Raw genomic sequence first — 26,816 nt, 5'->3', positions numbered from 1 at the left:
CATGGATGCACATCGCGCCATTGCATGACTGGCGTGGTGCCAATCACTCGCCCACCCAACCTCAATCGGTTCTGCATCAGGTTCGCACTTCTTTCACTCCATTCCCCCATGCGGCGTGGTCTCCGTCACTGCGCAGCTCAAACTTGCAATCGAAAGCATCTCTATGACAGCAAAAAGCCTCGTCCAGCGCCACGCTAAACGCCTACGGCCATTCTCAGTAAAAACCACTGCCATACTCACACACACGGCCATGGCAGCGCGCACTGCACTTGTGCTGGGGCTCAGCGGGGCGGCAGCCATGACCACACCAGCGATGGCGCAATCGACTGCGACGACAACCTCTGCATCTGCCGCACAAACCCAAGAGCAAGCCAAAGAGCATGCAAAAGCACTGCCCGAAGTGACTGTGCAGGGCCAAGACAGTGCTGCACCACTGCCTTACGCCGGTGGGCAAATCAATACAGGCGGCCGCGTGGGTTTGTTGGGTGAAAAAGACTTCATGGAGACGCCCTTCTCTACTATCAGCTACACCGAAAGTTTTATTGAAGACCAGCATGCGCAAGACATTTCAGAGGTCATCACCAAAACCGACCCCACGGTCTTTACCAGTGGTATTCCAGGTGACAGCGAAGAGGGGTACTCCATTCGTGGCTTCAGTTCCTCGGTCGGGGATGTCACCGTCAATGGTTTAGCAGGCATGGCTGCGTTTTACCGCAGCGCTCCCGAAATGTATGAACGTGTTGAGGTGCTCAAAGGGCCCTCAGCCTTACTCAACGGCATGCCGCCGCGCGGCTCTGCTGGCGGAGCGGTGAACCTGGTGTCCAAACGCGCAGGCAATGATCCGCTCACACGTTTGACAGCCTCTTATATGTCACGCTCATACTTTGGTGGGCACTTGGACGTAGGCCGTCGGTTTGGCGAAGACAAATCCATTGGTGTGCGCATCAACGGCGTCTATCGCAATGGTGAAACAGCAGTACGCACACAAGACAAAAAAGTCTCGCTGGCCTCGTTAGGGCTGGACTGGCGCGGCACGCGTGCGCGCTTGTCCGCAGACCTGTATCGCAGCAAAGACCATGCTGATGCCATGACCCGCGGTTTAAGCCTGGCTCCAGGCGTTAGCCTGCCTGCATTACCCAATCCAGATGTTTCCTGGAATCCGCCTTGGGCGTTTTACGATAACAACGACAAGGGCGCCATCGTGCGTGGTGAATTCGACGTCACCGACCAATTCACTGCCTACGCAAGCGCAGGCATCAACAAAAACGGCATCGACACCATCATGGCGCCTGGCCAAATCACGAGCAACGCAGGGGATTTGCGCGTCAACTTCAGTGGTGTTGGTGATCGCAACACCCGTAAATCGGCTGAAGTCGGCCTGCGCGGGAAATTCCACACTGGCGACATTGGGCACCAACTGGCCATCAACGCGACCTACTACGACGAAGACCGCGATTTCTATGGCTTTCGTAACGTGCTGCCCCAAGATTGGCTCACCAATATCTACAACCCAGAATGGGGCCCTGCTGCATACCGCCCAAGCGATCTGCCGCGTTTGTCCAGCACAAACAACAAGCTGAGCAGCTTCGGCTTTGCAGATACCTTGTCATTCGCACAAAACCGGGTGCAGTTGACTCTGGGTCTGCGTCACCAACGTGTTGAAACCACCAGCTTCAACGGGGCTACCGGCGCAGTAACAGGCACCCCCTACAGCGAAAGTGCAACAACTCCTGCTGCAGCTTTGTTGGTCAAGCTCAACGACAAGGTTTCCGTGTACGCCAATACCATTGAAGGCTTGAGCCAAGGCGCCATCGCACCGAGCACAACGGAAAACGCGGGTGAAGTGTTTGCCCCCTATAAAACGAAACAGAAGGAACTGGGCGTTAAATTCGATCTGGGCGACTTTGCACACACTGTCAGCCTATACGAGATCAAGCGTCCAAGCAGCTACACGGATCCGTACACGAACATCTTCTCTTTCGATGGGGAACAACGCAACCGCGGGGTTGAATGGGGCTTCTTTGGGAAACCCATTGAGCATGTTCGTTTGCTCGGTGGCATCGCTTATTCAGACCCGAAAATGACCCGTACTGCTGGCGGAGTCAACCAAGGCAAGCAAGCCACCGGCATGCCCAAATGGCAAGGCAAGCTGGGGGCTGAGTGGGATACAACCGCCGTTCCAGGCTTGACCTTGACTGCCAATGTATCGGCCGCATCTAAACAGTATTTCACCGCAGACAACAGCGTCTGGATGGCTGGTCGCGTGGTCTACGATCTAGGCACACGCTACGCAACGCAAGTATCCGGCCGTCCATTGACCTTGCGTTTGAGCGTGGCCAACATCACCAACAAAGCCTATTGGGCCCGCGCCAACTATGGCGGCGTCGCGCTAGGTGCACCACGCACCATCAACGTGTCTGCCACGATGGACTTTTAAATGCGCTTGTAAAGTCGCCCCTGCGTCCTTGCAAAGCCGGGGTGGTGTATCCAGCCCCAGCTAATACCCTCTCATCAAGGCTGCCTTGCCACCACAAGGCAGCTTTTTTCATCCTGTTCTAGCCCAAAGTGCCAAGGCAAAACAAGAAAAACGGCCAATGCATAAGGTGTGCGTACTGGAATTCATTTTTTCTGGCCTTCTCACCGTCAGTTTCATGTCAGACTAAAAAATAAAATAAATAATAATGATTATCATAGGACTTAGTTTTCATGAATCCAGCTCGTTTACCTGTTTCCACCCTCCTGCAATCGAAATGGATTACAGGCGCAGTCGCCAGCTTGCTTTGCGCACCCCTTGCTGCGCAGAGCACGCAAGGCCATACAGCAAGCGCACAAACAGACGCCTTGCCTGAGGTAGTCATCAGTGCAGCAGGGTACGAGCAAGCGTTAGCCGATGCGCCTGCAACCATTTCTGTCATCACAGCCAAAGACTTGGAAGGCAAGCATTACCGTGATGTGACTGATGCTTTACAGGATATTCCAGGCATCAGTATTGAAGGCGGCGCGGGTGGAAAAATGGAATCAACTTCCATCACGATTCGCGGCATGAGTGAAAGCTATGTCCTGTTTCTGGTCGATGGCAAACCACTGGGTGATTCGTCTGAGGCCTATTACAACGGTTTTGGTGGGGCAGCAAAAATCAATTTACTGCCGCCCGTTTCTGCCATTGAACGCATTGAGGTCATCCGTGGCCCAATGTCCTCACTCTATGGCTCCAGCGCCCTTGGGGGCGTAATCAATATCATCACCAAAAAAGTATCTGACCAATGGAGTGGCAGCGTCACTCTGGACACCATGATCCAAGAAGAATCCGATGCCGGCAGCACCTACCAAGGGCGCTACTATCTCAGCGGACCGTTGGTGGCCAACAAACTGGCGCTGACTTTGTATGGCTCTAAGTACCACCGCACCGAGGACAACATCACCGGTGGTTACCCCAAAAAAGACCGCACAGACACGACCGCAAAATTGCATTGGGCGTTGACAGAGGCTCAAAGTCTGGAATTCGAAGCAGGCATCACGCGCAATAAAAACATCCGCACGGCAGAACGCAGCGGCAGTGCGGCAGACATGTCCAACCGCCGCCCGGCATTTGGTCTCACACACAACATGCGCTGGGGCGAAGGTTTGCAAACGCGCTCCTTCGTCACGCACGAAAAAGTCACCGTGGAAAACGGCGGCAATGAATCGTCGTACTCCGCACTGGTTGCCAACAGCAAAACCGTGATTCCGTTGGACAAGCACATGATTACCGTGGGCGTAGACTACAAAGACGAGAAGACCGACCACATGGCGTCGCGCTTTCCCGGCTCAATCAAAACCAATTTAACGCGCTGGCAAGCGGCTTTGTTTGCTGAAGACGAGTTCTACATCAACGAACAACTCTCATTGACTGGCGGCTTGCGCTGGGACCGCAACCAACACTATGGCAATGAGGTAACACCACGCCTGTACGCGGTCTACCACCTTGCGCCGCAATGGTCGCTTAAAGGCGGCATCAGCGGCGGGTACAAAACACCGTCACTCAAACAAGCGGACGACAACATCGTCGAAATTGCTGCGCGCGGCGCCGCTTGGGACAAGGGCAACAGCAACCTCAAACCCGAACGCAGCACGAACTACGAACTGGGCGCCGTATGGACTGCGGCCAACCGCACCAGCTTCAGTGCCACTTACTACAACACCCGCTTCAAAGACAAGATCACCACCGAAACCATCTGCACCAGCCCCGCCAGCGCCCCCAACTGCCATTACAACGGAGAAGTGCGCCAGCGCATCAACCAATACATCAACGTGGACCGCGCCAAACTGCAAGGCGTAGAACTGGCCTTCAGCGCGCCATTGGGGCCGGTGATGTTCAAAACGAACTACACCTTTTCAGACAGTGAAGTCACCAGCGGCGCCACTGCAGGCCGCCCGCTCAACAACCTGCCGCGCCACATGTTCAACATTGGTGCTGACTGGGAAATCAACCAGCAATGGAATGTGTGGAGTCGAGCCAAATACAAAGGCAAAACACTGGAAGACTCCACGCGCCAATACCCTGCCTACACCATTGTGGATGCAGGGGTGGCCTTTGACCTCAATCGCAACTGGCAAATGTTTGGCGGTATTTACAACCTGCTGGACAAAAAAATCACCAGCGAAGACTTCGGCAAATCACTGGATGGCCGACGCTTCTACGTGGGTGTGACAGCGCAATTCTGATGCAGCGCATCTCATCGTCATGCGCGTTCTTCTAGTCGAAGACCATGCCGAACTGCAAGCCCTGGTGCGCAGCCAATTGCAGCACTGGGGCTTTGCTGCGGATATCGCCAGCGATGGCCGCGTTGCGCTGCACAAAATACAGCTCACCCCCTACGACGCCGTCATTCTCGATCTCGGTTTACCTGATATGGATGGTTTGAAAGTGCTGCAAGGCCTGGGCCGGCAAGTGCACCGCCCCGCCTGCTTGATCCTGACTGCCCGCGATGCGCTGCCAAGCCGGGTGCAAGCGCTCAACGCAGGTGCCGATGACTACCTGACCAAACCCTTTGACATGGATGAATTGCAGGCACGGCTGCGCGCCATCCTTCGCCGCGCCAAAGGCCACACCGCGGGTGAGTTGCGACTTGGTCGCATGCGCTTTTCACCGCTCAACCTGCAGCTGCACATCGATGATCAGCCCATGGAACTCTCACGCAAAGAAGCCATGCTGCTCGAAGCCCTGCTGCGCGCCAGCCCGGGCTTGGTAGTACGCAACCGGCTGGAAGAAAGCCTGTACGCCGCACACGAATCGGCATCGCCCAATGCTATTGACGCATTGGTCTCGCGGCTGCGCAAACGCTTGGCCAGTACCCCCGGCATTGCACACATCGATACCGTGCGTGGGGTAGGCTACCGCATCACAGCCGGGCAAGTGTGCAGCAGCATTACCATCGGTGAGGAACGCTCATGACCCGACTCAGGGTACCGCGCAGCATCCAGAGCCGGATGTTGCTGGTGTTGGTGCCATTGCTCCTAGGAATTAGCCTTGGGGTCGCATGGTATTTACAGCAGCCACGCGATGCCATTCGCCGCTCCATGTTGTTTCTGCAACTGCCTGAGATCACACAAAAATTCGAGCAAAGCCTCAACCCAGCTGATTTACCTGCGCAGTTCATGGGCGGGCGATTGGTGTACACCCTTTATGCAGCAAATGGACAATTGCAGTGGGTATATCCCAGTGACGAGCGCCCTCGCCGTCTGCGCTTGACTCGCATCGAGAACGAGCAGCACCTCTGGCGTTGGCATCTGCGCGATGTCGGGCACACCATCAACACGCCGGTGTATCTTGCAGATGGCCGCATTCTGATGGTCTCCAAAACCGATACCGCTGAGCGCGCAGCTATTCACGCAGTGCTCCAAGCGCGGGTGCTGCACAGCCAATTGGTGCTATTGCCACTGGCTGCTCTCATGGCCGCGCTTTTGATGGTGGTGGTGCACTGGGCTTTGCGCCCCGCACGCCGTGCCGCAGAGATTGCAGCAGCCATCACCCCCCAAACACCGCAGCGCATTCCCACGGCCAACTTGCCAAGCGAAATACTGCCACTGGCGCAATCGGCCAATGCCGCGATGGATCGCCTGCAAGAAGCATTAGCGCGCGAACATCGCGTGTTAGCAGATGGCGCCCACGAAATGCGTACCCCTCTGACGGTGCTCGACCTGCGCTTGCAGCGGCTACAAAGCGGTTTAGACAACGACTGGCGCGGTGTCAACACGGCCATGCGCAATATGCGCAAACTGGTCGACCAATTGCTGCTTCTTTCGCGTCAAGCGCAGCCCACGCACACGCCTCAAGCCAGTTGCAATCTGGTTCACGTCGTGCGTGATGCCGTGGCATTGATGTACCCGCTTGCGCAATCGCAAGACAGAGAAATGGCACTGGAAGCGCCTGAAACTCTGCCAGCCGTATACGGTCAAGACCATGTCCTTCAAGAAGCCGTGCTGTGCGCACTCGAGAACGCCATAGTGCACGGCCAAGGCGCCATTGAACTGCGCCTGTACGCAATAGATGCAGACCTGAACAGCAGTACAGACAACTCGGCCAGCTGTGCCCATTTCAACCACAACCCTAGTGTTGTCCTGGATGTCATGGACCAAGGACAAGGCATTTCCCTTGATCAGCAAGAACCTTATTTCTCACGTTTTCACAAAGGCCAGCAAAACAGCAGCGGCAGTGGTTTAGGCCTAGCCATTGCTCGCCGCGTGATGGATAACCACGGCGGCAGCATTGCCTTCATACAGCAAAGCCCTTGTGTGTTGCGCTTGCAGTTTTGCCAAGCAAACACCACAGGCAAAAGCGCCACAAACACCACAAACGCACGCGCAAGCTAACCCTTTAAGCATTCCCAGGAACCCACCATGGCCAGCCCTTCCGCAGCAACGTCTGCGCCTCTTTCATCAACCCAACAAACACTCAGCCCACTTGTGCGCTACCGCTGGGCTGTGGCCTCACGCGCATTGGCCGCTATTGGTGGTGGCTACGTGTTATCAGCGCTGGCTGCTGCGTGTTTGGCGCTGTGCTTGCCCTATATGGGCATGAGCCGCACCGAATCGGTCATGGCCTCGACCATGCTCTCCTTCATTTTGTATGCCATCGCCATCCTCTGGGTATTCGCCTGCCGCAACGCCCGGCGTGCCTGGTTGGGCATAGCCTTACCTGCGCTGGTACTGGCCATGCTGCTGAGCGCTTTGTACAACTAATACGCCCAGAAAAGAAAGCAACAACCATGCGCGTGGACAATAAACCTGAAGGCCTGCGGCAATCCATGTCCTGGCTACATACCTGGAGCAGCTTGCTGCTGGGATGGCTGCTGTATGCCATTTTCTTTACGGGCACGCTGAGCTACTTTCGCAATGAAATTGACGACTGGATGCGCCCAGAGCTGCACCAATCCATCGCACCCGCAGATGCCACGCACACAGCGGCAGTTGCCTTACAAACTATGCAACTGCTGGCCCCCAACGCCGAGAGCTGGACCATCAGCCTGCCCAACGCACGCCAAATCACCACCGATGTCACGTGGCGCCAGCAAGGTGCAGCTGCTGGCCGTGCGGGCATTCAATCAGCACAGTTAGACGCCAGCACTGGCGACGTGATCGACAGCCGCAACACCCGAGGCGCCAGTTTCCTCTACCGCTTTCATTTTGAGCTTTATGGCATGCCTCGCATCTGGGCGCGCTGGCTGGTTGGGATTGCCACCATGGCCATGTTTGTTGCCATCATCAGTGGCGTCATCACGCACAAAAAAATCTTCTCTGATTTTTTCACCTTTCGCCCCCGCAAAGGCCAACGCTCCTGGCTCGATGCGCACAACGCAACGGCCGTACTGGCCTTGCCCTTTCACATCATGATCACATTCAGCGGCTTGCTGCTGTTTGCCAATATGCTGATGCCATGGCCCACCGATGCGGCCTACCGTGGCGATCGCACGGCGTATTTCAGCGAGTTGCGCGGCGGAGCCAATGGCGGCGGTAATGGCAGTGCCATCAATCCATCATCAACATCTCCAGCTACTGTCACTACATCGGCTACGTCGATCTCGGTATTGCAGCCACTGCTGGCAATGGCTTCAGCGCAGTGGCCTGAGCATGGCGTAGGCCGTATCACTATTCAAAATCCCGGCCAATCACATGCCGCCATTGAACTGCGTGAAGGCGGCGGCACGCGTTTGAGCGACCGGGGCACCACCCGCAGCCTGCGCTTCGATGCCGCCACGGGCACAGCCTTGCCAACCAACACGCCCACTGAACCATCGTGGCTTAGGGCCACCCACAACTCCTTGGTAGCCCCACACCTGGGGCGCTTTGCAGCCCCTACCTTGCGTTGGTTGCTATTTCTCTCCGGGGTTGCAGGCACTGTCATGGTGGCCACAGGATTGGTTCTGTGGGTCGTTAAACGCCTGCCCGAGCGTAAAAAACTCGGCCATACACCACGAGGCCATCGTTTGGTTGAGGTGCTCAACATCGGCGCCATCGCTGGGTTGTCAATCGCCACAGCAAGCTACTTCTGGCTCAATCGCTTGCTACCAGCCACATGGACTGAACGTGCCAATTGGGAAGTGCATGGTTTTCTCATCGTCTGGTTAACCTGCCTGCTGCACCCTTTGCTGCGCCCCCATCGCCGCGCCTGGCAAGAACAACTGGCACTGGCTACCGGCCTGTTTGCCTTGCTGCCCATAGTGAATGCCCTCACAGGCGGCGCCGCGTTATGGCATAGCCTGCCACAACGCCAATGGAGTATTGCAGGCTTTGACTTGATGATGCTTGCATTGGCTGCTATCCATGCCTGTGCCCTGTGGTGGCTGATGCGACCGCAAATCGCAAAGCAACCCAGCAAAGCCAAACCACGCGCCACCTCAAAAAAAACCGCCTTAGCAACCGCGCCTGAACCAACAGGTCCCACCCCAACACCGCAAGCGTTGGCCCTTACCAGCGAACCACTACTTCCTGCCATTTCAAACAAGCCTGTTGTATGACACCCATTTGCAGCTTTATTCTCAGCTTGGCCGCATGGACGGTCATCGCTTTGTCTATGCAGCGCCACCATGCAGACTTTGTCGCCACGGAATGGCCAGCCACCAAACTCCGTGCATGGCGCATAGCTGGCTGGCTGCTGTTGATAGCCTCTGCAGTGCCTTGTTGGTTGCATTGGAGCCCTTCCGTGGCCATTGCCGCTTGGCTCGGGCTGCTCACACTCAGTGCCATCACTTTAGGTTTGAGCCTAACCTACCTGCCCAAGCACATGCTGAAAATTTTCCAATAAGCGTGGTGAACACTGAATTGCGCTCAACCAACGGCTGTCGAACCCTCAGCCCTCTGGCACACAACTGAGTGAGAATTATTTTCAATCATGTTTGAAGTCAGTACAATGCAGGCCCGTGAATGCGCCAGCCCCACTTCGCCCCACCGCAGCCAGCGAACCACTGGCGCTGCTTTATTGCGCCCACCATCCGTGGCTCAATGCTTGGCTGCGACGCCGCTTAGGTGATGCGGCGGATGCCGCCGATTTAGCGCAAGATGTGTTTGTGCGCCTGATCAACAAACCGTTACTGCAATTGGACAATGCCGCCAAAGCGCGGGCCTATCTCAAAGCCGTAGCGCAAAATCTTGCCACCGATTTATGGCGCCGCCGCCAGCTCGAGCAGGCGTGGTTGGAGGCCTTGGCCAACGCGCCAGAATCCTACGCCCCATCTGCACAGCACCAAGTCGAAGTCATGCAGACTCTGTGCGAATTGGATGCCATGCTGCGCAGCCTGCCCGCCAAAGTCAGCCGTGTTTTCATGCTCAAAATGGTCTGCGAAATGAACGAAGCGGATATCGCTTCCGACATGGGCATCAGCACCCGCATGGTGCGCAAGTACCAAGCACAAGCCATGCTGCACTGCATGAAACTGGAACTCAGCCTGACGCAGCACCCCCATTCCCAGTGCACACCCTCCCCCCTCATTGCAACACCACATAGCCTGTGCACCGACCCTGCAATTGAACTGGTGCAGCCATGAACGCACCCAGCGATCAGGCCTTGGAACAGGCCGCAGACTGGTATGTTTTGCTGCAATCGGGATGCGCAAGCGCAAACGACCAGCAACGCTGGCAGAACTGGTTGAATGCCTCAGAGGAACACCAGCTCGCCTGGAACTATGCGCTGCAAGTCAGCCAGCGCTTTAGCAGTCTTCATGGCCCCCATGCCCACACCAGTGCACAAGCTATCGACAGCGTCAACCGCACCAGTGCACGCCTGCAACGCCGCCAACTCCTTGGCGCATTGCTCATGGCAGGAGGCAGCAGTGTCCTGGGTTGGGCCACTTGGCACTTTACTGGCATCGGCGATGCTGTTCTGGCATGGAATGCAGACCATTACACCACCACCGGCGAAGTGCGCGAAATCGCCTTGGAAGACGGAACCCACCTCTGGCTCAGCAGTTCCAGCGCCATTGAAGTGACATTCGATGCACAGCAGCGCCTCATCCACCTGCTGCGCGGGGAAATACTGGTGCAAACCGGCCACGCGAAAGAAAAAGGCCACGGCACAAGCGCTGTCGAAGATAAAACCATTCACCCATTCATCGTGCAAACCCCACATGGCCAAATGCAAGCCATGGGCACCCGCTTTAGCGTACGCTTGGGCGAATCGCAAAGCCAACTCGCGGTGTTTGAGCACGCCGTGCAAATCACCACAAGCAGCAACGCTGAGCGCAGCATCGTATCGGCAGGCACGCAAACGCATTTCAACGCCACACACATCGCCCCCCCGCAAGCTGCAGACCCTAACCGCCAAGCATGGTCGCGCCAAATCTTCATCGCCCAACGCACCCCGCTACACGAACTCATCACTGAACTGCGCCGTCATCAATCCGGACACATCAGCTTGGCCCCTGAAGTCGCAGACCTGCCCGTACTCGGCAGCTACCCTTTGGTCGACACGCAAAAAACCTTGCAAATGCTAGAACGTGTACTACCCATTCGGGTAACGAAGACCCTGCCTTGGTGGTGGAGTGTGGGGGCGCTGTGAGACTCTTCGATTTAGTCCTAGGTGTAGCAAGCAACCGCTTAGAGTGCGCGCTCACGCACCACGGGTGAGAACTTATTTGATTTCTTCATGACTCAATCCTCTCAGAGTGTTGAGCCTCCTCGAAATCCGGGGCGATTCAAAGGGGATCTCTGGTTCTTTGTATTTGGTTTCGCAAAGAATGTCAGGGCCAATATCAACGAAACTGAGTTGGATGCCCTGCAAGCCTTGGCTGCCGATTTGCTACAACTGACATCACCACAATTGAACAAGGCCGTCGAGGACGGATCATTACAGGAAATCTGCCATGACCAGTAAGACCAAGGTGAAAAGCTCCATTCTGTCTGCTGTACACGAGACGGCAGGTGATCTGCACCGCCAAGGTCTCATCACCAAACGTCAGATGAATCAGTACGACGCACTCTGCCTGGAGCCGATCCCACCATACAACAGCAACGAGATTCGAGCCATGCGCGAGAAGCTCAAGCTCAGCCAGACCGTGCTGGCCTCAGTGCTTAATACCAGCGTTTCGACTATCCGGAAGTGGGAGCAAGGGGATAAACAGCCCAGCGGCCCTTCACTCAAACTGCTGAGTCTTCTGGATCGAAAAGGTCTGGAGGCCGTTCTTTGATTGGGAAAACTACGGCAAGTAACAGAAAAGCGCGTGCACTGATCAATGTCAAAAGAAACGTCGAATCAGGATAGCGAACAGTGCCTAGGAAATACAGACCGATTCAGTTCTTAGACTATCAGTTGCTTAGCTATACATGAGCCTCATGTGTAGTGCGACTGTCAACCATATCGGACTTAAGCTCGATATAATGCGCGCCAATTACAACATGCCGCCCAAACTCCGCAAGTAGCACGGTTCCTCCCTTCGCCACCCAGCAGCGCTCAGGGCTCGCCAATCCGGAGCGTAAGCAGATCGCTTCAAGCCGTGCTATTTTCATTGATTTCCTCTGCGTGTCTGCGCATCACTTTAGATACGCCTTGGTATGGAAGCCGGAGCTGTGCTCCATGAATGCACGCGTTTCAAATAGCAGTGCTCCACCAGACAATGAGCTCCCAGCGCCAAGTGTGCTGGCACGTACCTACCTTCGGCTGCGTGCGCCGTTAAAGCGTTTTTTAGGGCGCAGCATGCAGCGCAAGGAAGATGCCGAAGACGGCGTGCAAGAAGTGTTTCTGCGTTATGCGGCATCAGGAAAGCAACTTCCTCACGACGAAGAGGCTGCTTACCTGCATGTGGCCGCGCGCAACGTGTCTCACACCGCTTGGCAGCAAAGCGCACGGCGCGAAAGCGTGGAAGCTGTCTCGCTAGACCAGCATACAGAAATCGCCGAAGAACTGGCGGCTGACGAGTCTACCGAGCCGCTGTACCGCGCTGAACATCGCCAGCGACTGAGCCGCATGGAAGAAGCACTGGCAGAACTGCCCGAACGACGCCGCGAGGCTTTTGTGCTGCACGCCATCGACGGATTGACGCAGACCGAGGTGGCCGAGCGCATGGGCATCACACGCCGCATGGTATACAACCATGTCACGCTGGCCTATGCTTATTGCCAGATGCGCGTGCAATACCGCACCCCCGAAGAAATGAAGATCGCCCAAGCGTTGCAAGCACTTCAGGGGAATGAGACCCCATGACGAAACTGACCCCTGAACTGGCACAGCGGCACCAAAGGGCTGCAGATTACTTTGTGCGACGACGCGAGCCTGGCTGGACCGGTACAGACGAGCACGAACTCAACATTTGGCTGAACAACTACGTCAACCGCGGCATCTTTGAGGATCTGGGACGCATGTCAATTGAGCTGCGACAAATTACACGTCCGCGGCTGGCCTCAGATGTACCACCTCAAGCAACGGCCGATCGCGTTGCGCCTGACAGACAGAAAAGCGCCGACAAAAGCGCAGTGGCAACTTCGCTTGCCAAGCCAAGCACCGCGTCATGGCGCTTCGGGCGCCGTGCGCTAGTGCCGGCGTTGCTCAGTGTTTTGCTGGTAACTAGCAGCAGTTGGTACTGGTGGGATAACCACGCTTCCTATGAGCTGAACATTGCCACCGGTCCCGCTGAGACGCGTGAAGTCGATCTGCCCGATGGCAGCCGTATTGCGCTCAACTTCAGCACCAGTCTAAGGATTCGCTACTACCCCCGGCACCGTGAGACCACACTCACAGCCGGAGAGGCATTCTTTCGCGTTGCCCCAGATGCGCGCCGCCCCTTTACCGTAGACAGTGGCTCCAGCCAAGTACGCGTAGTGGGGACCGCCTTCAACGTGCGCGCCGCACCGCCTCGACTCGTCGTCAAGGTGTTGGAGGGCAAGGTCGAAGTACGTCCTGACCGGACACGCGAGACCGCGCGTACATTACTGCTTTCCGCAGGTGCAGGCGTCAGCATCGATCCTGCCACAGGCCAGCACACCGCCGTTGCCGCTCCGGCCGGTACCGTGGGTGACTGGCGCAACGGCCAACTGGTGTACGAGCAGACGCCACTCGCTGACGTGGCGGCCGATCTTGCACGTTACTTGGGCGAGCCCGTCGTCGTCGAAGGTGAAAAACTGGGCAAGCTCCCCGTCTCCGGCATGGTCATCACCAGCTCTCCTGCGGCCTTTCTGCGTGCGCTGCCAGACTTGCTGCCCGTTCGGGTGAATAAGTCTGCGAGGGGCGGATGGCGTATCTCCCCACGTGGTTGATTCAACTAAATTCAAATAAATCAAAAAAAAGAAATATTCGACGTTCTCACTTTTACTGCGGCAACGGTTGATGTATCTAGGGGCTAGTTTTTTCTTGCTCTCAGGTTGCCAGCCAATTCCTGCCCGAAGCAGATCAGCCAACAACCACACCGAGCGCGCTAAGCGCGTGCGGTTTGTCAAACGCTGATGTTTCTGGCTTCTTGCTTGAAGCAGGCTCTACAGCACTCCACTGTTGTGGTCTGAGCTTTCTTAGCGGCTTAGCCGCGCAAGCCGTGGCGCTACGCCTGCCTGATCCTCTCATCCCATTCTGACGAACCGCAGCGCAGCGCTTTCCGCACAAGCGGGTATCAAAGACGGAAACGTAGGATTTGGACATGCGAGGAAAGATACAACTGAAGGGTGCCATCGCCGGTGGCGCATTGGCAGGAAACATTCACCGGCGCAGTGCGCGTGGTTGGATGCCGACTGCGGCTGCATGGTGGGTAGCGGTGGCTGTCGCCACGATGGCTGCGCCAACGCATGCCCAACAAGCGGTGGCCTTTGACATTCCCGCCCAGCCGTTGGCTGGCGCGTTGCGCTTATTCTCACAGCAAGCTAGGCAGCAGGTTTTATTTGATCAAGCAACGGTGGCCGGCCGTTCTGCGCCAGCCGTGCGGGGCTCCTTGACACCCCGGCAGGCGCTTGACCAGTTGCTTGCGGGCACGGGCATCGTGCTCGTTCAGTCGCAGCCGGATGCATTCACACTGAAAGCAGCACCTGTGGCTAATCCACAGGCTGCACCTGCCACTCTTGAGATGGTGACCGTAACCGTCCAACCCAACCAAGAGACCGCCACCGGTCCAGTCGGTGGCCTTGTCGCCAAGCGCAGTGCGACTGGATCAAAGACCGATACGCCAATCATTGAAACTCCGCAATCGATTTCGGTGATTCCGGCTGAGCAGATCGAACTGCTCAAGCCACGTGATATCGCGGAGACGCTGGCCTACACAGCCGGCATCAGTCGGTCAGCCTGGGTGGATCGCGTCGTAGACGAATTCGTGGTGCGAGGCTTTACCAGCACTCAACCGTATCTGGACGGCATGCGTTACCAGGTAGGAATCTACGACGGACAGATGGAGCCTTACGGACTAGAGCGTGTTGAAGTGCTCAAGGGGGCGGCCTCTACGCTGTATGGATCTTTGCCTCCTGGCGGGCTGATCAATGCCGTTAGCAAACAACCCACCACCGAGCCGCTGCACGAAATCGGCCTGGACGTGGGCAGCTTTAAGCGCAGGCAACTGTCGGCCGACTTTGGCGGCGCCCTGACCGAGGACGAAGCCTGGTCGTACCGTTTGACTACTGTGCTGCGCAAAAGCGATACAGCGCAGGACTACATCAACGATGACCGGAAGTACCTAGCTGGGGCGCTGCGTTGGCGGCCCAGCGCGGTCACCTCACTCACTCTGCGCGCTGAATTCCAGCACGATGCCACCATCTATACGGCAGGAACCCCGCTTTACGGCACTCTGCTGCCCAGCTCGCATGGTGAGATTCCGACGCGCCGCTTCATCGGCGAGCCTGGCTTTGATACGTTCAAAGTAAACCGCAAAGTGGCCGGCTATCTGCTCGAGCATGATTTTAGTGACGACCTTAAGCTGCGCCATGGTCTGCGCTATTACCAGGGCAATATTCATCGGCGTGAGGCTTGGGCAAGAAACTATTATGGTTTCACCAGTGATCAGCGCACTATTACGCGCCGTGGACATGAACGCTTCCAGACATCCAAAGGCGTGACCATGGACACGTCTTTGCAATACACGCTGCAAACTGGTGCCGTGCAACACACGGCAATTGCAGGATTGGATTATTCACGTATCACTTGGAACGACCAGTATTACCACTACGATTTACCGGACCTGGATATCTTCTCCCCTGTATACGGTAGTCCCATTGGCGCGCAACGACGCTCGGATGACAATTGGGGCCAACGCAATACCAAGCAGACAGGCTTGTATGTCCAGGACCAGATGAAAATGGGTGACCGCTGGGTCGTTATGGTCGGCGGCCGACAAGACTATGTGCGCTTTGACAATTACAACCCGCTCACTGGCGCTATAGAGGCGGACAACGAGAAGTCTAGTAAATTCAGTGGTCGCCTAGGCGTCGTGTATTTGGCTCCAAATGGCCTAGCGCCATTCGTGGGTTTTAGCCAATCGTTCCAGCCTCAGACCGGCTCGGATCGCACAGGTGCACGTTTCAAACCGACTGAGGGTGAGCAATACGAGGCAGGCGTGCGTTACCAGCCTACAGGTTCGGACACCCTGATCACAGCGGCGGTCTACCAACTTACCCAGACAAATGTCACAGTGTCTGATCCATTTGACAGCAGCTTCAGTGTGCAGATGGGTAAGGTACGCTCACGCGGCTTCGAATTGGAAGCGCGCACCAGGCTAGGACGCCATGCTAACTTGATTGGCGCTTACGCTTACACCGATGCGCGCACGATCAAAAGCAGTCCGCTCACCCCCAGCGAAGAAGGCAAGCGTTTTGCCTACACACCACCGCACCAGTTGTCGGCGTGGGCCGACTATGGCTTCGGCGCCTTCGATCTGCCGGGCTTGCGCGTCGGCGCTGGCGCGCGCTACACAGGAACTACGCGGGAGCAGGGCAGCACGCAGTCGCTGCCAGCCTATGTACTCATGGATGCCATGGTCAGCTACAGCACCGGGCCATGGAAGCTGGCTCTCAACATGAAGAACCTTGCTGACAAACGCTACGTCACAACATGCTCGTACAACACCTGCTTCCTCGGCGAACCGCGCACGGTCATCTTGACTGCTGCCTACCGATGGTAACTGGGGACACGTCAGCCTATTCAGCAGCAAATACGTACGGTCTTGTCATCAAGGCTGTACGTTTATGTCCTTGTGACATGCCGCATGTCTGTATCTATACCCATTTTGAGCATTGTGCGACCCTGTGGAGATCGCAAACACGTTCGCAGCAATCGGTAATCACGCGCAGACTTAAGGTCTCTGTTGACGACTCTCTCATGGGGGCGAACGCAGAGGCCTGCCGCGCTACTTTAGAGACTTAGAGGCGCTCAGTGTTACTCACACAGAGCATTTATAAATCGTCAGCTATGCACGAAGTGCTATTCAGCCGCAGTAGTCATTTCTGATCGGCACAGTACGACTGTGAATGCCAGTCCTCAAACGGTCAAACGACTTCAAATTTCTATTAGTTCACTCGAAGCAAACATGCCATTCCATTACCAACTCACTCGTGTGGCCATCGTCGCTACAAGCCTTTTATTCGTCTGTACGTGTGCCACTTCGCCACAAGCCTCGACTCCATCTGTGACGCCCTCTCTGACTGCGCTTTCTCAGCACGCTGTATTGGAGCGAGCCATTGCGCCTAGCCTGTATGAGATCGTCTTCAGCCCAGCCGCTCAATCTCTGTTCGTAGCCAGCGCTGGAGATGCAGTGCGCGATGGTCAAAGCGGCTCTATTTACCGCCTTGATCCGCAAACACTGGAAATTAAGCAAAAGATCGACCTCCCGTTGAAGCCTTTTGCCTTAGCTGCTGATGAGCGCAGTCACACGCTCTACGTCGGTCATACATTGGATGGGGCAGTCTCAGCCATTGACATGTTGACGGGCGCTGTCAAAAGCACGCTCTACCATGGACTTCAAGAAGAAAACGGCAAGCCCGTACACACCCGCCAAGTGTTATGGGATGCAGATGCCGAGAAACTGTACGTGACGGGCATCACCGACGGTGGACTACTTTGGGTGATTGACGCAAAAACGTTCACAACCGAACAGCTTCTTCGCCATACAAATGCACCGACCACAGGCATGGCCCTGGATGCGGCCAATCAGCGTTTGTATGTCAGCGGCACGGCCGCATATGCCGCGTTCGATACACGTAGTTGGCAGGCACTTGGGGTACAGCGCATCGCTGAAAAGCTTGATCCGACCGATGCACGCCGCCGTTTTTTGGTGAATGTGGCACTGGATGTCAAAGGGGGGCGCTTATTCGCCAACCAGCTTAACAACAGCGAGGGCACTTTGGTGTTTGACCTCACAACCGGCGAGCTGTTGCACACTATCCAAACAGGTGAGACGCCTGTAGGTATCCGCTTTAACGTCGCGCGCAACGAGGTGGTGGTGGCATCTCTGGGAGGCGGCTTTGTCAGTGTGATTGATGCGACGACCTATTCTATCAAACACCGCTTTGAGGTACCTGGTGCTAATAGCCTGTGGCTCACGCCAGATGGGCAAACGCTGTATGTTACCGCCAAGCACGCCAGCCTAGAGCAGCCTTTGGACACGGTGGTTCGCATCGATTTGCAAACGCTTTAATGCGTTGATAGTGATTCCGTCCACCTTTGCCATGCAAACAGTCTACGCGGCTGGAAAAATGTGCCTTATGCAGGACCAGGAAATGCAGCACGAGGTCATCCATCAGCTCTACCTGGACCACCGCCGCTGGCTGCTGTCATGGCTGAAACGTCGCCTTCATGACCGCGTGCTTTGCGAAGATATTGTGCAAGAAGCGTTCTTGCAATTGCTCATGCATGTCAATCTTGCCTCTGTCAGAGTGCCTAAAGCCTTGCTGGTGACTGTGGTGAAAAATTTGATGGTCAGCCGCTATCGACGCCAATGCTACGAAGAGGCTTTCCTATGCACTCTGTCGTGTGATTCGCAGGATTTTGCGCCGTCGGCAGAGCAGCAGTGCTGCCTGCAGCAGACACTGACCAGGGTCGATGATTTACTTCAATCTATGCCTCAGCCTATGAGGCAGGCATTTTTCTACCACCACATTGATGGACTTAGGCTAGTCGAGGTAGCCCGCCATTTAGGCGTATCACCGGCAACAGCCAGGCGCTATGTGCGGCAGGCAGGCCGCTTGTGCTCGACATAACAGGTGTTGGACGTGCCACTGAGAAGATCACTGCAGTGTTGTGGAGGGCATACATCTAAGGCTGTGGAGAGTAGTCCGCCCGTTTTAGCTGCTACGTTGCGGCACACTTCAGAACTGACCGCGCCTGAAATAGTAGCAAAGCCGCATCTACATGCGATTTGCTAGCCGTCTTCATAACCTTTTCGATTGATTGAAACTCGCAAAAATTGCGATCGACCAGCCAAGGATAATCAGTGCCCATTGATCAAGATTTGGTACGGGAGTTAGCGTTCCGATACCATTCAACGGCACGGTCGCATGAATCCCGACATTCACTTACTTTAGCTGGCCTCGATAAAGCCGCCGTGATAAATCCTCACTATCGGGAACCTCTCAAAACCTCAATTCTGGAACAATCGAATAAATGAAATCAATGACTTGCAAGCGCAGGATTTGATTTTCAGGAGTTATGAGAGGTTCCCCATCGATTGTTGACTGCGGATTCGTTATCGACGAGAGCGCGTGTTATCTAGCAGCATCTCCGCGCTGAACCTGCCGTGGTGACACACCGAATAATTGAGAAAACGCGGTCGAGAAATTCGCCGGGTGCTTGTAGCCGGCGATGCTGGCGGCGGTGGCAATGTCGACCTCGTTACGCGCCAGTGCTCGCCAAGCCAGATGCAAACGGCGATGGCGTTGGTAGCCAAATAGGCTAAATCCAAAAGCGCTCTGAAATTGGCGCTGCAGCGTTGCTGCACTCATGGCGCAGTGCACAGCAATTTGCTCCAAACTCCAGTCATCGGCCTCACCACTATCGAGCAGTTCACGCACGCTCTGAATCTGGCGGCGACGCCACGCCGATACCACAGGCCTGCTGCTACGGCTCGTGCTCACGTCTTCTTGGCTTAACTGATGCAACACATGACTGGCGAGCAATTGCAAAGCACCATCGAGTTGCAATGCGTGCAGGCTCGGTTGCATGACCGGCTCACGCAACAGGTTCAGCAGCAGTGGTTGTAGCGCAGCGTTCGTAGGCAAGTTGCGATTCTGCAAGTGTTGCAACGCTCGGCGCTCGACCGGTTTTGGGATCATCTCCTCCATCTCCAGTAACCACTGCGGCGTCAAACACAGGCTGATGGCGCGCTCTTGTCCACCAGATCTGGCGCGGCGCACGAAGCGCTCTGGCTCCTCTAACGCCACAATCTGTGCATGCCAGTTGCCGCGACTCGGGGCCATACGAAAACGCAGCGGGCCATAGCTGACGTCGGCCTGCCCCGCTAATACCCATGCTGCACGCAGACCAGGTTTGAGCACCAGTTCAACCTCCTGCGAGGCCATGTCTTGCACATCAACCAGATGCAATGTGGCGCCTGCTTGTGCTAGGTGTGTCTGCACTTGACCTTTAATCGTGAAGCCGCTGGATTCCCTGCTGTGCAGCGTGTAGGCCGCGCCTGCATGGCGTCCTTGTTCGCTCAATTGGTGCGTGGTAATCAACGGCTGGTGTTGACGCATATTGCTCTTTCTGCAAATAAAACTGCATCGGCCGCAAAGAGAATGACTCCGTGCGCTGGCATAAAATTAATGAGTTTCATTATCACCTATGAAGGCGTATCGTCCATTTACTATGCAGGCAATAAATCTGGCACCTCTGCCGCAGCGCGGCGTCCTCACTTTGGTTTTTTGTGTGTATGGCATGGCTGCGCAACACAACACTGTGTGGGCCCAACTGCCCCAAGACAGCGTACCGCAGTTGCCTGCCGTAACGGTCAAGCCAACGGGTCAAGATTGGGAGTCGCCGCCCGGTCACATCGCCGAGCGCAGCGCCACCGCAACCAAAACCGACACCCGCTTGGGCGATACGGCGGCCTCTATTTCTGTGGTCACACGCGATCAAATGCGTGACCAAGCGGTGACCAGCACCGCGCAAGCGCTGCGCTATAGCCCCGGCGTGGTGGCCGAAGCGCGCGCTTCGGCGCGCTATGACACGGTGTTTTTGCGCGGCTTTGGTGGTTTCGGTCAGAGTGCCAACTACGTCAACTACCTCGACGGATTGCGTTTGCCGCGTGGGCTGTCTTACCTGGTGCCCAGCATTGATCCATGGGCACTCGAACGCATTGACTTGGTCCGCGGGCCGAACTCTGTGCTCTACGGCCAAGCGTCTCCTGGCGGGCTGGTCAATCAAGTCACACGTCGCCCCGTATTCGAACACGTGCGTGAGCTGCAACTCAGTGCAGGCAATCACAACCTACGGCAGGCATCGATTGACTTGGGTGACGCAGTCAACGCCGACGGCACTCTTGCTTGGCGCTTGGTGGCCTTAACGCGCGATGCCAAAAGCACCAGTGGCCTAACTGAACGGCGCCATCTGCTGGCACCTGCGCTGACCTGGAAACCGCAAGCCGAGACCGAATTGAACATTCAGGCTTATTTACAACGCGATCCGCACGCGGGCGACTACAACGGCCTGCCTGCGCATGGCACCTTGTTGCCACATCCACTTGGGCGCATTCCTTACGATTTGGTCACCACCGAGCCCGCTTTCGAGCGTTTCGATCGCACGCAAAACAGCCTGAGTTGGCGTCTAGACCATGCATTCAGCGATACCTTGCACCTGCGGCATCAAGGTCGCTGGCTGAGCGCTGACTCTCAGTACCGCAACATTTCAGCGGCACTGCTCAACCCCGCCAACAGCATCTTGTTGCGCCAGGCAAGCGCTGCAGATGAGGACTTGGATGGCCTCAACACTGACACCCAGCTGCGTTGGCGTGTACGAACCGGGCAGGTGCAACACACGCTGCTGGCAGGCCTCGATTGGCAGCGCAGCAAGGCCACGCGCCAACTCGGCAGTGGCGCGCCCGGCATGCCGTTGGATTTTCTCAATCCCACCTACGGTATTGATGTCGCAATACCGGCTTTCACCTCCGACGCACAGCGCCGCCAAACCCAGCTAGGCGTGTACTTGCAAGACCAGCTTGAGCTCGGCGCTTGGCTTGCACAAGTAGGCTTGCGACAAGATCGCGCACGCAACACCGACGACGTCACCGTATTAACCAGCGGCGTACACACCCAATTGCGCCAGCGCGATAGCAAACTCAGTGGCTCTGCAAGCTTGATGTACCGCTTCAGCAATGGCCTGTCGCCGTACTTTAGCTATTCCACCTCCTTCGAGCCCACTACCGCCATCAATCTCAATGGCGATCCATTCAAACCCAGCACAGCTCGGCAGCTGGAGCTTGGTGCCAAGTTCCAACCAGCCCAGCAAGGCCTATTGCTCAGCGCTGCTGTTTTTGAACTGGAGCGCCGTAACGTCTTGACCAAAGATCCCACACCTGGCGTACCCGCCACCCAGCAAATTCAAACGGGTGAAATCCGTGTGCGCGGCGCAGAGTTCGAAGGCCGCGCTGAACTAACACCGCGTCTCGATGCGATCGGCAGCCTGACTTGGCTCGATGCAAAAGTCACACGCAGCCATGTGGATGGCGAACAGGGCAACAGCCCAGTCGGTGTACCACAACGCACCGCATCGGCATGGCTCGACTGGCGGGTGCTGCCGGGCCAGCTTGGCCTGTCTATCGGCGCGCGTCATGTGTCATCCTCCAGAGCCGATGTGCAAAACACCTTGCGCGTGCCTGGCTATACGCTACTGGACTTGGGGGTGCGCTATGAGCTAGGCCATCTGCAGCCGGCCTTGTCCGGGATGCAATTGGCGCTCAACGTCAGCAACGCAACCAACAAGCAGTATCTGGCCGCATGCGCGCCCGCCGGTGTCGGCACCGGTTGCTTTGTTGGGACGCAGCGCCAATGGACGGCAACGCTGCGCTACCTCTGGTGATTTGGGCTGACTCTGATGAAATGGATTCCCAATGTTTGCTTGTAAATACTCCGTTTTCAACGCTTGCATAGTGCAGGCACGTGCACACACTGCCTCTTTCATGAGCAGCATCACGTTGGGATTCGCCATGCTGACACCGCCATTGGGGGCCAGCGCCGAGGCCCCTGCCACGCCTGCCAAACCTACCACTGGCACGCACGCAAACACCAGCGAGCTGACCAGCGCTGCACCAGCCGCGCTGCCCTTTGCGCGAGAGCATCTGTTGCATTCAACTGCCACCGGGCGACACTATCGAATCCAAGTCAGCACCATTGGTAAGCCGCCAGCAAACGGTTATCCCGTGGTCTACGTGCTCGACGGTGATGCCATGTTCCCTGTCGTCGCCGCCGCTGCGCAAGGCATGTGGATGAGTGCAGAAGAAAACCGTGTGCGTCCTATGCTGATCGTCGGCGTGGGCTACGCGGGTGCACACATGCTGGATGAGCAAGCCCGTGCGGAGGACTACACACCGCCAGCGCCCGATCTTTCCGAGACCGGCGATACCCGCGCCCAGCGTCAAGGCGGTGGTCAACGCTTTCTGCAGTTTCTCACCGAAGAGCTCCAGCCAGCCATCGCCAAAGCCTACCCGGTGGACCGCAATGAACAGACCCTACTCGGTCATTCCTACGGTGGGCTGTTCACGCTGTACGCACTCTTTAGTCGTCCCGAGGCCTTTCGTCATTACATCGCCTCAAGCCCCTCCATTTGGTGGAACAAGGGCTACATCAACCAACTCAGAGAAGACTTTTCCAAACGGTACGCAGATTCAAGTGCAGACTTGCAACAACGCCTACGCCTAACCATTGGCGAATACGAACAAACCCCTGCGCCAACAATTGCAGATGATAGCCAGCGCGCAGTAATGATGCGTGAGCGCGCTCAAGTAGACCAAGCGCGGGCCTTTGCACAAAGCTTGCAAACCGAGTTGCCCGGCTTGTCTGTGGTGCTTGAAGAATATCCGGCACAGACCCACGCCACCGCTGCGCTGTACGCCATCGTCGATGGCTTGCGTTTCGCCTCTGATTAAACTTCTCAGGATGAATCGAACAAGATTTTGCAGATGGTTTTCAGTTGGCTTTACATCCATCTACTTTTAGCCAAAAATGCCCATCAAGGGCAGAACTAGATGGGCATTTGTCGCTAAAAAATAGCTAGTGAGTTGTTTCTATCGAACTATCCTTTGGGTCAATATGAGAAGGTCGACTGTTTGCAATCTAAATATATACAACAGGTACAGACACCCGCCCCAATTTCTTCATTTAACGACTTCGATCAATCTGAACAAACCTGAATAGCTCGCAAGTTAAACTTGCCTACGCCGCCCACGGACCCACGTGCGTGGGCGGCGCTCTTTACACTTCAGGATCAACAGGCTTATTGCGTGCGCGCAGCTTCCAGTGCGGTTTTCACCCAACCATCGAATGTGGCTTGGTGTGTTTGAATCCACGTATCGGTGTGGCGCACCACATCTTGCTGGCGGTTTTCGCCTTCTTGCATCAAACGGTTTTGGCGGTTGATGTCGTCAATGGGCAGTACCATGATTTCAAACAGCTTGGCAGCTGCAGGATGTTGCTCCACAAAGGCTTTGTTGGCCACGATGTACTGGTTGTTGATAGGAAAGCCGTAATTTTTGCCATTGGCTTGGGATGTATCGGTTCCAGCTTGTACGCCGGGCATGGAAGAAAAAGGCACTTCCAGCCATACCACATCTTGCCCTGGGCGCAGCACGTTGCTGAGCCAGTAGGGCGTCCACGCGTAAAACAGCACGGGTTTGTCTTGGCGATAACGCGCGAGGGTGTCAGAAATGAGTGCGGGGTAATTGCCTTGCACATAGGTCACCGTATCTTGCAGCTTGAATGTGGCGATTTGGTGGTTAACGACGGCTTCACCACCCCAGCCTGCACTGGGCCCCACCAAGTCGGCTTTGCCATCACCATCGGTGTCAAAGAGTTTGGCCAGTTTGGGGTCGCTCAGTTGACTCAGGTGCGTGATGTTGTGGGCGTCAGCCGTTTTCTTATCGATCATGTAGCCTTGCGCTGCACCCGTGACGTAGGTGCCTTTGCGTGAGAGTTTGGTATCAGCGCCTGCACTTTTGTAGAACTCTGCGTGGTGCGGGTTCCAGTGGTTGGCGATGAAAGTGGCGTCGCCATTGGCTACGGTGATGTGCGCCAACGGGTACTCGATTTCTTCGATTGGCTGTACGTCATAGCCCAGTTGCGTGAGCGCACGGGTGACCAGCAAGGTTTGGAATGTTTCTTCTGCGAGGGAGCTTTGCAGCGGTAACACTTTGACGCCTTTGCCCGGTAAGTCTGTAGCGTGGGCGAGTGTGCCAGCGGCCATCAGAGTGGAGATCAGTAGAGTGCGTGCAAAGTGGTAGTGCTTCTTCATGCGGTCAAAATCCTTTCAAAGGTGAAATGAGCAAACACCCATCAACCGCAGGTCATGCAGCAGCCTAGACAGCGCACACGCAGCAAAAGGGTGGAGGCAAAGCAAGGCATCAACCACAGCACAAGCCGTAGCGAAAAGAGACAAGCAACAAAGCCCCCAAGCTTCATGCCATGCATGTGTGCGACGCCAAGCGTGCGCAGCTCAGGGTTGAGGGATAGTTTGGGCGCATCGCCCGGATGCGCCGCTAAGGTTTATACCCGAATATGGCAAAGGCTGTGCCAGCCGAATGAATACACGCCAAGAGGCGCAGAAAAGAGGCGCTTATATGCAAAAGTGTGTTTAACAATCGCACGATAGAACAGGTGCAAAAGGGCTGCACTAAGCAAACAAAAGTGAGAGCACAACATCGCCAGTTCTTCTGCCGCCGCACCATATAAGCAAGCCCTCTCTTTGCTCTTTACCGGGTGACTTCCAAATCGTAGGTCACCCATTGGGTTTCCTCTGCGATTTGGTCGTAAAGGCGGCGCGCTTGCGCGTTGTTTTTCGCGGTCACCCATCGCACCACCGGCCAATGCCGCTCACGCGCGACTGCGGCAACCGCCTGAATCAAGGCGCGGCCAATACCTGCGCCGCGCCGCTCTGGCAGGACGTACAAGTCGTCCAGAAAACCAACATCGCTTGCGATCAGCGGGTCTGGGCAAGCGCGGAAGTGGGCCAAGCCCATCAGTTGCTGGGTTTCCGATAAGGCGACGATGCCTTCTACTGGATGCTGAGGATTCATGAGCCAAGCCCACGTTTTTTCGGCAATGGTCGCCGTCATCGGTACTTCGTAGAAGTGCGCATATTGTTGGTAGAGCAGCCCCCATTGCGGCCAGTCTTGCGGCTGCAACGAGCGGGTATGGATCGGTGGGTGTGGTGGTGTTCTTTCTTGCATGACTTGTCTTTATTGCTTGGGATGTGCTTACTCAGTACGAGGTTTCACCACAAGATGGGCGATGGCGACGGCCCGTGATGGGATGGGAAGTGTGGCAGCACGTCGTTGGCGAGTTCTTCCAAAACCTCAGCGGCTGGCCGTTGCGAGAATTGAATGCCGAGTGCCGCATGGTTGACCCCAGCTGCTTGCCAAGCTTCCAGCAGCGCCATCAATGCTTTACGACCTGTGCGCAAAACATAGCCGCCTTGCAACGGCGTGCGCGGATGGTCCGGGTCATCGACCAAATCAATCCATTCATTGGTCATGTGCGGGCGAAATGCCCCGCCCGGAATAAGATCGCGCAAAGCGCGGATTTTCTCGGCCAGGTGCTGCGGCCCTCTGGGCGTGTGGGTGGCACCGGGGTAAGTCAGCCAACCGTCCGCATGCTCGGCAATCCACTCCAAGGATTGGCCGGAGGCGCCCGTGACCATCATGGGGATGCTGCCAAAAGCGGGTTTGGGCAACAGCTCCGCCCCGTCAAAATGCCCCAGCGGCGAATGCAAGGATTGCAGTTCGGCACGCATCAGCTGGCGCATGTCTGCCAGCGCGTGGGCAAAGCGTTCTGCCCGCTCTGCGTGCTGCAAGCCATAGGCGGGGAACTCAATCGGTCGGTCGCCCGAGGCGATGCCCATGACGAGTCGCCCACCGGAGAGTTGGTCGATGCTCGCAGCGGCTTTGGTCAAATCAATCGGATGGCGCAAGGTAATCACAGCGCTGCCCGTGGCCAGTGCCACGTTTTGGGTTCGGGCGGCCAGAAATGCCAGATACGTGAAGGGGGCGAACACCTGCCCTGCATCGTCAAAAGTGGGATCGAACAGCGGCACGTCGCGCACCCAGATGGCGGCAAAACCTTGCCGATCGATGGCGGAGACCAAGTTGGCTTGGCTTTCCAGCACGCTCATGTCGCCCTGATAGCTGCGCAGCGGCAAGAAGATGCCAAGGGTTAGGCGATCCGGAGCGAACATGCGGCGGTAA

General features: G+C 56.3%; 22 protein-coding genes. 18 read left to right on the top strand and 4 right to left on the bottom strand.

Annotation, left to right across the window (positions count from 1 at the left end; genetic code table 11):
- Positions 1-163 precede the first annotated feature (163 nt).
- The 16 genes from E9531_RS00780 to E9531_RS00705 all read left to right on the top strand — a co-directional run bounded on the left by E9531_RS00780 (position 164) and on the right by E9531_RS00705 (position 18,630).
- Complete coding sequence (locus E9531_RS00780; RefSeq protein ID WP_136571831.1) at positions 164-2,437, top strand: TonB-dependent receptor; 2,274 nt, start codon at positions 164-166, stop codon at positions 2,435-2,437.
- Between the two features lie 269 nt (positions 2,438-2,706).
- Positions 2,707-4,704 carry a TonB-dependent receptor domain-containing protein gene (locus E9531_RS00775; RefSeq protein WP_136571830.1) on the top strand — a complete coding sequence of 666 codons (1,998 nt, stop codon included), beginning with the start codon at positions 2,707-2,709 and terminating at the stop codon, positions 4,702-4,704.
- 19 nt (positions 4,705-4,723) lie between these two features.
- Positions 4,724-5,434 carry a response regulator transcription factor gene (locus tag E9531_RS00770; protein WP_136571829.1) on the top strand — a complete coding sequence of 237 codons (711 nt, stop codon included), beginning with the start codon at positions 4,724-4,726 and terminating at the stop codon, positions 5,432-5,434.
- Entirely contained in the window at positions 5,431-6,852 is a 1,422-nt protein-coding gene (locus tag E9531_RS00765) for a sensor histidine kinase (protein WP_136571828.1), read from the top strand. The genes E9531_RS00770 and E9531_RS00765 overlap by 4 nt, the downstream gene beginning before the upstream one ends.
- A gap of 27 nt (positions 6,853-6,879) precedes the next feature.
- A complete protein-coding gene (locus tag E9531_RS00760; protein WP_136571827.1) occupies positions 6,880-7,221 on the top strand; it encodes a DUF3649 domain-containing protein in 342 nt (113 codons plus the stop codon).
- 26 nt (positions 7,222-7,247) lie between these two features.
- On the top strand, positions 7,248-8,996 hold the full coding sequence (locus E9531_RS00755; protein ID WP_136571826.1) for a PepSY-associated TM helix domain-containing protein: 1,749 nt from the start codon (positions 7,248-7,250) through the stop codon (positions 8,994-8,996).
- On the top strand, positions 8,993-9,283 hold the full coding sequence (locus E9531_RS00750) for a DUF3325 domain-containing protein (RefSeq protein ID WP_136571825.1): 291 nt from the start codon (positions 8,993-8,995) through the stop codon (positions 9,281-9,283). Before E9531_RS00755 ends, E9531_RS00750 begins: the two co-directional genes overlap by 4 nt.
- A gap of 115 nt (positions 9,284-9,398) precedes the next feature.
- Positions 9,399-10,022, top strand: coding sequence for a sigma-70 family RNA polymerase sigma factor (locus E9531_RS00745; RefSeq protein ID WP_136571824.1), 624 nt, complete (start codon positions 9,399-9,401; stop codon positions 10,020-10,022).
- Entirely contained in the window at positions 10,019-11,032 is a 1,014-nt protein-coding gene (locus E9531_RS00740) for a FecR domain-containing protein (RefSeq protein ID WP_136571823.1), read from the top strand. The genes E9531_RS00745 and E9531_RS00740 overlap by 4 nt, the downstream gene beginning before the upstream one ends.
- Positions 11,033-11,119: 87 nt before the next feature.
- Complete coding sequence (locus E9531_RS00735; RefSeq protein ID WP_136571822.1) at positions 11,120-11,347, top strand: type II toxin-antitoxin system RelE/ParE family toxin; 228 nt, start codon at positions 11,120-11,122, stop codon at positions 11,345-11,347.
- Positions 11,337-11,660: a helix-turn-helix domain-containing protein gene (locus E9531_RS00730; RefSeq protein WP_136571821.1), complete on the top strand. Its 324-nt coding sequence runs from the start codon at positions 11,337-11,339 to the stop codon at positions 11,658-11,660. The genes E9531_RS00735 and E9531_RS00730 overlap by 11 nt, the downstream gene beginning before the upstream one ends.
- Before the next feature lie 386 nt (positions 11,661-12,046).
- Positions 12,047-12,673: an RNA polymerase sigma factor gene (locus E9531_RS00725; RefSeq protein WP_136571820.1), complete on the top strand. Its 627-nt coding sequence runs from the start codon at positions 12,047-12,049 to the stop codon at positions 12,671-12,673.
- On the top strand, positions 12,670-13,722 hold the full coding sequence (locus E9531_RS00720) for a FecR family protein (protein WP_136571819.1): 1,053 nt from the start codon (positions 12,670-12,672) through the stop codon (positions 13,720-13,722). The genes E9531_RS00725 and E9531_RS00720 overlap by 4 nt, the downstream gene beginning before the upstream one ends.
- A 374-nt stretch (positions 13,723-14,096) precedes the next feature.
- A complete protein-coding gene (locus E9531_RS00715) occupies positions 14,097-16,556 on the top strand; it encodes a TonB-dependent siderophore receptor (protein ID WP_244609923.1) in 2,460 nt (819 codons plus the stop codon).
- A 405-nt stretch (positions 16,557-16,961) separates the two neighbouring features.
- Positions 16,962-18,068: a YncE family protein gene (locus tag E9531_RS00710; protein ID WP_136571818.1), complete on the top strand. Its 1,107-nt coding sequence runs from the start codon at positions 16,962-16,964 to the stop codon at positions 18,066-18,068.
- 31 nt (positions 18,069-18,099) lie between these two features.
- Positions 18,100-18,630: a sigma-70 family RNA polymerase sigma factor gene (locus E9531_RS00705; protein ID WP_136571817.1), complete on the top strand. Its 531-nt coding sequence runs from the start codon at positions 18,100-18,102 to the stop codon at positions 18,628-18,630.
- Positions 18,631-19,134: 504 nt separating this feature from the next.
- Here E9531_RS00705 and E9531_RS00700 read toward each other — a convergent pair.
- The gene (locus E9531_RS00700; RefSeq protein WP_136571816.1) at positions 19,135-20,121 is read right to left on the bottom strand and encodes a helix-turn-helix transcriptional regulator; all 987 of its coding nucleotides are present in this window, start codon (positions 20,119-20,121) and stop codon (positions 19,135-19,137) included.
- A gap of 88 nt (positions 20,122-20,209) precedes the next feature.
- On the opposite strand from E9531_RS00700, the gene E9531_RS00695 reads away from it, so the two are divergent.
- Positions 20,210-22,441: a TonB-dependent siderophore receptor gene (locus tag E9531_RS00695; protein ID WP_136571815.1), complete on the top strand. Its 2,232-nt coding sequence runs from the start codon at positions 20,210-20,212 to the stop codon at positions 22,439-22,441.
- Positions 22,442-22,541: 100 nt separating this feature from the next.
- Positions 22,542-23,507 carry an alpha/beta hydrolase gene (locus E9531_RS00690; protein WP_158291689.1) on the top strand — a complete coding sequence of 322 codons (966 nt, stop codon included), beginning with the start codon at positions 22,542-22,544 and terminating at the stop codon, positions 23,505-23,507.
- 347 nt (positions 23,508-23,854) lie between these two features.
- On the opposite strand, the gene proX is transcribed toward E9531_RS00690, so the two are convergent.
- The 3 genes from proX to E9531_RS00675 form a co-directional block, all read right to left on the bottom strand.
- The gene (proX, locus tag E9531_RS00685; RefSeq protein ID WP_136571813.1) at positions 23,855-24,868 is read right to left on the bottom strand and encodes a glycine betaine/L-proline ABC transporter substrate-binding protein ProX; all 1,014 of its coding nucleotides are present in this window, start codon (positions 24,866-24,868) and stop codon (positions 23,855-23,857) included.
- A gap of 457 nt (positions 24,869-25,325) precedes the next feature.
- Positions 25,326-25,802, bottom strand: coding sequence for a GNAT family N-acetyltransferase (locus E9531_RS00680; RefSeq protein WP_136571812.1), 477 nt, complete (start codon positions 25,800-25,802; stop codon positions 25,326-25,328).
- Between the two features lie 44 nt (positions 25,803-25,846).
- A complete protein-coding gene (locus E9531_RS00675; protein ID WP_136572230.1) occupies positions 25,847-26,806 on the bottom strand; it encodes an LLM class oxidoreductase in 960 nt (319 codons plus the stop codon).
- Positions 26,807-26,816 lie beyond the last annotated feature (10 nt).

The sequence above is a fragment of the Lampropedia puyangensis genome (assembly GCF_004833285.1).
Classification (GTDB): Bacteria; Pseudomonadota; Gammaproteobacteria; order Burkholderiales; family Burkholderiaceae_C; genus Lampropedia; species Lampropedia puyangensis.
The sequence above is the reverse complement of the archived record's forward strand: the minus strand, read 5'-3'. Positions and strand labels throughout refer to the sequence as shown.

Bases quoted from the DNA above. Each gene is read 5' to 3' on its own strand.
- E9531_RS00695 (WP_136571815.1), top strand. From the start codon at position 20,210: ATGAAGGCGTATCGTCCATTTACTATGCAGGCAATAAATCTGGCACCT.
- proX (WP_136571813.1), bottom strand. From the start codon at position 24,868: ATGAAGAAGCACTACCACTTTGCACGCACTCTACTGATCTCCACTCTG.
- E9531_RS00680 (WP_136571812.1), bottom strand. From the start codon at position 25,802: ATGCAAGAAAGAACACCACCACACCCACCGATCCATACCCGCTCGTTG.
- E9531_RS00690 (WP_158291689.1), top strand. From the start codon at position 22,542: ATGAGCAGCATCACGTTGGGATTCGCCATGCTGACACCGCCATTGGGG.
- E9531_RS00730 (WP_136571821.1), top strand. From the start codon at position 11,337: ATGACCAGTAAGACCAAGGTGAAAAGCTCCATTCTGTCTGCTGTACAC.
- E9531_RS00705 (WP_136571817.1), top strand. From the start codon at position 18,100: ATGCAAACAGTCTACGCGGCTGGAAAAATGTGCCTTATGCAGGACCAG.
- E9531_RS00675 (WP_136572230.1), bottom strand. From the start codon at position 26,806: ATGTTCGCTCCGGATCGCCTAACCCTTGGCATCTTCTTGCCGCTGCGC.
- E9531_RS00770 (WP_136571829.1), top strand. From the start codon at position 4,724: ATGCGCGTTCTTCTAGTCGAAGACCATGCCGAACTGCAAGCCCTGGTG.
- E9531_RS00700 (WP_136571816.1), bottom strand. From the start codon at position 20,121: ATGCGTCAACACCAGCCGTTGATTACCACGCACCAATTGAGCGAACAA.
- E9531_RS00750 (WP_136571825.1), top strand. From the start codon at position 8,993: ATGACACCCATTTGCAGCTTTATTCTCAGCTTGGCCGCATGGACGGTC.
- E9531_RS00715 (WP_244609923.1), top strand. From the start codon at position 14,097: ATGCGAGGAAAGATACAACTGAAGGGTGCCATCGCCGGTGGCGCATTG.
- E9531_RS00775 (WP_136571830.1), top strand. From the start codon at position 2,707: ATGAATCCAGCTCGTTTACCTGTTTCCACCCTCCTGCAATCGAAATGG.
- E9531_RS00710 (WP_136571818.1), top strand. From the start codon at position 16,962: ATGCCATTCCATTACCAACTCACTCGTGTGGCCATCGTCGCTACAAGC.
- E9531_RS00755 (WP_136571826.1), top strand. From the start codon at position 7,248: ATGCGCGTGGACAATAAACCTGAAGGCCTGCGGCAATCCATGTCCTGG.
- E9531_RS00765 (WP_136571828.1), top strand. From the start codon at position 5,431: ATGACCCGACTCAGGGTACCGCGCAGCATCCAGAGCCGGATGTTGCTG.
- E9531_RS00725 (WP_136571820.1), top strand. From the start codon at position 12,047: ATGAATGCACGCGTTTCAAATAGCAGTGCTCCACCAGACAATGAGCTC.
- E9531_RS00720 (WP_136571819.1), top strand. From the start codon at position 12,670: ATGACGAAACTGACCCCTGAACTGGCACAGCGGCACCAAAGGGCTGCA.
- E9531_RS00780 (WP_136571831.1), top strand. From the start codon at position 164: ATGACAGCAAAAAGCCTCGTCCAGCGCCACGCTAAACGCCTACGGCCA.
- E9531_RS00735 (WP_136571822.1), top strand. From the start codon at position 11,120: ATGACTCAATCCTCTCAGAGTGTTGAGCCTCCTCGAAATCCGGGGCGA.
- E9531_RS00740 (WP_136571823.1), top strand. From the start codon at position 10,019: ATGAACGCACCCAGCGATCAGGCCTTGGAACAGGCCGCAGACTGGTAT.
- E9531_RS00760 (WP_136571827.1), top strand. From the start codon at position 6,880: ATGGCCAGCCCTTCCGCAGCAACGTCTGCGCCTCTTTCATCAACCCAA.